General features: G+C 75.3%; 6 protein-coding genes. 4 read left to right on the top strand and 2 right to left on the bottom strand.

Annotated elements, in window-relative coordinates; genetic code table 11:
* Positions 1-980 (top strand): FtsX-like permease family protein (locus AE652_RS35250; protein ID WP_049659072.1); only part of this gene is annotated, 980 nt, incomplete at its 5' end.
* Between the two features lie 28 nt (positions 981-1008).
* On the opposite strand, the gene AE652_RS35245 is transcribed toward AE652_RS35250, so the two are convergent.
* A complete protein-coding gene (locus tag AE652_RS35245) occupies positions 1009-1773 on the bottom strand; it encodes an alpha/beta hydrolase (RefSeq protein ID WP_369808358.1) in 765 nt (254 codons plus the stop codon).
* Positions 1774-1974: 201 nt separating this feature from the next.
* Between AE652_RS35245 and AE652_RS35240 the strand changes: the two genes are divergently transcribed.
* Positions 1975-2781: a TM helix repeat-containing protein gene (locus AE652_RS35240; RefSeq protein ID WP_049659068.1), complete on the top strand. Its 807-nt coding sequence runs from the start codon at positions 1975-1977 to the stop codon at positions 2779-2781.
* A 38-nt stretch (positions 2782-2819) separates the two neighbouring features.
* Here AE652_RS35240 and AE652_RS35235 read toward each other — a convergent pair whose 3' ends face one another.
* Complete coding sequence (locus AE652_RS35235; protein WP_049659067.1) at positions 2820-3173, bottom strand: DUF6401 family natural product biosynthesis protein; 354 nt, start codon at positions 3171-3173, stop codon at positions 2820-2822.
* 164 nt (positions 3174-3337) lie between these two features.
* Here AE652_RS35235 and AE652_RS35230 point away from each other — a divergent pair, with 164 nt between their 5' ends.
* Both AE652_RS35230 and AE652_RS35225 read left to right on the top strand, forming a co-directional pair.
* Positions 3338-4264, top strand: a complete 927-nt coding sequence (locus AE652_RS35230) for an LLM class F420-dependent oxidoreductase (RefSeq protein WP_049659071.1) — start codon at positions 3338-3340, stop codon at positions 4262-4264.
* Positions 4265-4399: 135 nt separating this feature from the next.
* On the top strand, positions 4400-4897 hold a 498-nt coding region (locus AE652_RS35225; protein WP_159028646.1), incomplete at its 3' end, for an AAA family ATPase.

The raw sequence follows: 4897 nt of genomic DNA, 5'->3' as shown, positions 1-4897 counted from the left end.
CGGGCGCGTCCCGCGCCGCCGCGGCGGCGGCACCGGTGATCGCGGCGGTCGGCTTCGCCGTGCTGCTCAGCGGCGCGGTGGAGACGATGCGGGCGGCCTACCCGGCCGGCCAGGCGCTGCGGCTCTCCGGCCAGGCGATCGTCACCAACGACGGCACCCCGGGCCTCACCGACGAGGCGGCCGACGCCCACCCGGTAGGCAAGGCCGCCCTGCCGACCCGCGCCTTCGTCCACCGCGCCGACGGGACGACCGTCGTGATCGACGCCCTCGGCTCCCGCGACCCGGCCTGGAGCCGGCCCGGCGAGGCGGTGCTGGGAACGTCCATGGCGCGTTGGCTGGGCGTGACGGCCGGGCAGCGGTACCCGGTCCGCTTCGCCGACGGGGCGACCGTCCCGCTGCTCATCGCCGGGATCCTGCCGGACGACCCGGCCCGCGGCGACTTCGTCCTCGCCCGGAGCCTGGTCCGCGGCCACGACCCGGCCGCGCTGGGCGACGACCTGTTCGTCCCGGCGGAGGCGGATCCGGTGGCGGTCGTCCCGGGCACGGCCGTCCACGACGCCGTCCGTTACGCCCTGGACGACTACGACACCGACGCCCGGCTGACCGACAGCCTGGCCGCCATGCTGATCGCCGTGGCCGTCGGCTACAGCGCGATCGCCACCGCGAACAGCACCGCCCTGTCCGCCCACGGCCGGCGCCGCGACCTCGCCGTGCTGCGCTCGACCGGCGGCACCGTCCGCCAACTGGTCCTGCTGGCCGCGGGCGAGGCGGCCGTGGTGACCGCGATCGGCACCCTGCTGGGACTGCTGGCCACCCTCCCGCCGCTGGCCGGTCTCGCCTCCGGCCTCGCCCAGAGCACCGGAGCCCCGGTCACGCTCCACCTGGACCCGGCGGCGCTGGCCTCCGTGGTCCTCGCCTGCCTGCTGCTGTCGGGCACGACCGCCGGCCTGGTGACCTGGCGGGTGCTGCGCCGGGCCTGAGGAACCGGCCCCGCGAGGCCTCGGTGGCTCAGGGGTTGGCCGGGAGGGCCGGGGCGCGGCGGGGCTGGGGTGGGAGGGGGAGGGTGAGGGCTTCGCGGGAGGCGGGTGGGAGGGCGAGGGCGGAGGCGGTTTCGGCGGGGAAGGGGTGGAGGCCGAGGAGGGCGGTGGTGAGGCGGGTGGTGGCGCGGTGCCAGTCGGGGAGGCGCTGGAGCATGGCGTGGCCGCTGCCGGTGACGGTGTAGCCGCAGACCCGGGCGCCCGCGGCGCGGCTGCGGGCGGCGAAGGCGCGGGTTTCGGCGGGCGGGGTGACGGTGTCGCGGTCGCCGTGCAGCAGGAGGACGTCCCGCCCGGCGAGTTGGTCGCACGGGTCCTCGGGCGGGCACCACGGTGCGAGGGCGACCAGGCCGGTGACGGAGGGGTGTCCGCCGGCCTGGAGGGCGGCGCGCCCGCCCATCGAGTGGCCGACCAGGACGGTCGGCACCGGCCCGAGCAGCGCGGTGAGTTCGTCGAGCGCGGCGGTCGCGTCCCGTGCGGCGTCGGCCCGTTCGCCGTTCCAGCCGCGGTGGCGGTAGCGGACGGTGCCGATGGCGACCCCGTCCCGCGCGGTCGCCCTGGTGAGCGCGCGCAGGAAGCCGTGCATCCGCAGCAGCGGGAGGTTGAGGCGCCCGGGCCGGGCGACGTTGTGCTCCTCGCCGCCGTGCAGGACCAGGACGGCGGCCCGGGCCGCTTCCGGTCGGACCCGCCAGTGCAGCGCCCGGTGGTCCACCGCGTGCTCCGCCGCCGTACCGCCCACTTGCCGCACCGTCCCGTCCGTCCCGCCCCGTGGCCCGTCCCCCCGGACCGCCACTGTACGCGTGCGGACGGCCGGAGCATTCACCCGAGGGGAGCATCCCGGACACCGGGCGCGCGCGGCCGGGGCGGGCGCCTGCTATCCACGAAGGGTGGGGGGCCGAAGCGCCCGCTCGTGGCGCCGTGTCACCGAGTGGAGGACTCCGTGGCTCAGCAGCTCGCACTGTCCGTCGATTTCGGGTCGGGCTTCACCGAGGCCTGGTCGAAGATCGCCAAGGTCATTCCGCAGTTCATCGCCTTCCTGGCGATCCTGGTCGTCGGCTGGTTCGTGGCCAAGGCGATCGCCAAGATCCTCGACCGGGTGCTGCGCAGGGTCGGCTCGGAACGGGTCGCGGAGCGGTCCGGAGTGGCCGCCCACCTGCAGGGTTCCAAGTACGACATGACCGGCATCATCTGCAAGGTCGTGTACTACATCGTCCTGCTGATGGCCCTGCAGTTGGCGTTCGGCGTCTTCGGCTCGAACCCGATCAGCACGATGATCCACAGCATCGTCGCCTGGCTGCCGCGCGGCATCGTCGCCGTGGTGATCGTGGTGGTCGCGATGGCCATCGCCAACGCGGTGCGCGACATCGTGGGCAGCACGCTCTCCGGCGCCTCGTACGGCCGGACGGTCTCCACCCTGGTCTGGGCGTTCATCGTCGGCCTCGGCGTGATCGCCGCGCTGGGCCAGGCCGGGATCGCCACCTCGATCACCGGGCCGGTCCTGATCGCCGCGCTCGCCACCATCGCCGGTGTGCTGGTGGTCGGTGTCGGCGGCGGCCTGATCATCCCGATGCGCCAGCGCTGGGAGCGGTGGCTGGACGGCGCCGAGCGGGAGACCGCCCGGCTGCGCGGCACCGCCTACCAGGCCGGCCGCTCCGACGCGCTGTCCAACCAGCCGGTCCGGCCGACCACCCAGACCGGTCCGGGCACCCCGCCCGCGCCGGGCATCGAGGGCGACCAGAACCGGTAGCCCGCCGCACCGGGCGGTCCGGGCGGGCCTGCCGGGGCTCAGACCCCGAGCAGGCCCTGCTCGCGGACCAGCCAGCAGATCGCGGTGAGCCGGATCACGGCGTAGTCGTGGCCGACCGGCTCCCGCCAGCCGATCTCGGCGAGCGCGTCCAGGAAACCCAGCGCGTAGTCCGACAACTCCTCACGGTCCAGGGGCCGGGGCGCGAGCTCCGGCCCCTGCGCGTACAGCAGCTCCCGCAGCATCGCCGCGTGCTGGTCGACCGCCGCGACGAAACCGGGCTCGAAGGCGAACTCGGCCAGCCGGGGCGTGAAGGCCGTCACGATGCCGGGCAGCGGACAGCCGGCCGGCTCGTCGGGGGAGCGCCGGAAGGACTCGTCGGGGGTCGCGAACATCCGTCCACGGTAGGCGACCCTCCGAGCGGGAACGGGCGCCCGTGACGGTTCCGTACTGAGACCTTGGCCACCCCTGCCGCCCCACCCGGCCGGATCGGAAACGGTCCGTGGCGCGGCGGACGCGCTGTGCCGATCACCGGTCGGTCCGTACCAGAATGGCCGGCATGGATCTCCGCGTCTTCACCGAACCCCAGCAGGGTGCGAGTTACGACACCCTCCTCAAGGTCGCCCGCACCGCCGAGGAGCTCGGGGCCTTCAGCGCCTTCTTCCGCTCCGACCACTACCTGAAGATGGGCGACGTCGACGGCCTGCCCGGGCCCACCGACGCCTGGATCACCCTGGCCGGCCTCGCCCGCGACACCAGCACCATCCGCCTGGGCACCCTGATGACCGCCGCCACCTTCCGGCTGCCGGGCGTCACCGCGATCCAGGTCGCCCAGGTGGACGCGATGAGCGGCGGCCGGGTCGAGTTCGGCCTCGGCGCCGGTTGGTACGAGGCCGAGCACACCGCGTACGGCATCCCCTTCCCGAAGGAGAAGTTCGGGCGGCTGGAGGAGCAGCTGGCGATCATCACCGGGCTGTGGAACACCAAGCTCGGCGACACCTTCGACTTCGCCGGCGAGTACTACACGCTGACCGACTCGCCGGCCCTGCCCAAGCCCGCCCAGGAGCACGTCCCGGTGCTGGTCGGCGGCCTCGGCCCCAAGCGCACCCCGGCCCTGGCCGCCCGCTTCGCCGACGAGTTCAACCTGCCGTTCGCCTCGGTGGACGACACCGCCGCCCAGTTCGGCCGGGTCCGCGCCGCCGTCGAGGCGGCCGGGCGCTCCGCCGACGACCTGGTCTACTCCAACGCCATGGTGGCCTGCGTCGGCCGCGACGACGCCGAGGTCGCCCGCCGGGCCGCCGCGATCGGCCGCGAGGTCGACGAGCTGAAGGAGAACGGCCTGGCCGGCACCCCGGACGAGGTGGTCGAGAAGATCGGCCGGTACGCGGCGGTCGGCAGCGAGCGGTTCTACCTCCAGATCCTCGACCTGGACGACCTCGACCACCTGGAGCTGATCGCCTCCCGGATCGCCCCGCAGCTGGGCTGACACCCGCCGCCGGGCCTCGACGCCGCCACGCTCCGGGCCCGGCCGTGGTCGTCCGTACCCGCTCCGACCTCCGCCCTTTACTCGTTCTTGGGAATGAGCGATGCTCCTCGAAGGGGAACGGCGGGGGGAGACCGGGTGAGTGGGACGCGAACGGTGCGGACGGCGGCGGCGCCGAGGGTGCCGCCGCCGCGCACCGCCGGGGAACGGGTCGTCCTGCCCGCGCCGGACGACCCGTCCGCATCGCACGCGCCGCACGACCCGAGCGCCCGGCACGAGCTGCGCGGGCCCGGGCCGGCGGTCCTGCGCTACCCGGCCGGGGACCTGCTGGTCGTCACCGGCCTGCCCGGCAGCGGCAAGAGCACCCTGATGCGCCGCTGCGTCCGCGCCCCGCTGATCGACTCCCAGCTGGTCCGCGAGGAGTACGCGGCCCGGCTGCCCGGCCGCCTGCCGTACGCGCTCTACCGCCCGCTGGCCCGGCTCGCCCACTACCTGCGGTTGCGCCGGGCCGTGCTGGACGGCGGGCCGCTCGCGGTGCACGACTGCGGCACCCAGCCCTGGGTGCGGGCCTGGCTGGTGCGGGCCGCCGCCCGGCAGGGCCGCCGGGTGCACCTGCTGCTGCTCGACGCCGACCCG

It is taken from the genome of Kitasatospora sp. MY 5-36 (assembly GCF_001182915.1).
Lineage (GTDB): Bacteria > Actinomycetota > Actinomycetes > Streptomycetales > Streptomycetaceae > Kitasatospora.
Note: the sequence above shows the minus strand (reverse complement) of the source record. Positions and strands in the feature narration are given on the sequence as shown.

Bases quoted from the DNA above. Each gene is read 5' to 3' on its own strand.
- AE652_RS35235 (WP_049659067.1), bottom strand. From the start codon at position 3,173: ATGTTCGCGACCCCCGACGAGTCCTTCCGGCGCTCCCCCGACGAGCCG.
- AE652_RS35230 (WP_049659071.1), top strand. From the start codon at position 3,338: ATGGATCTCCGCGTCTTCACCGAACCCCAGCAGGGTGCGAGTTACGAC.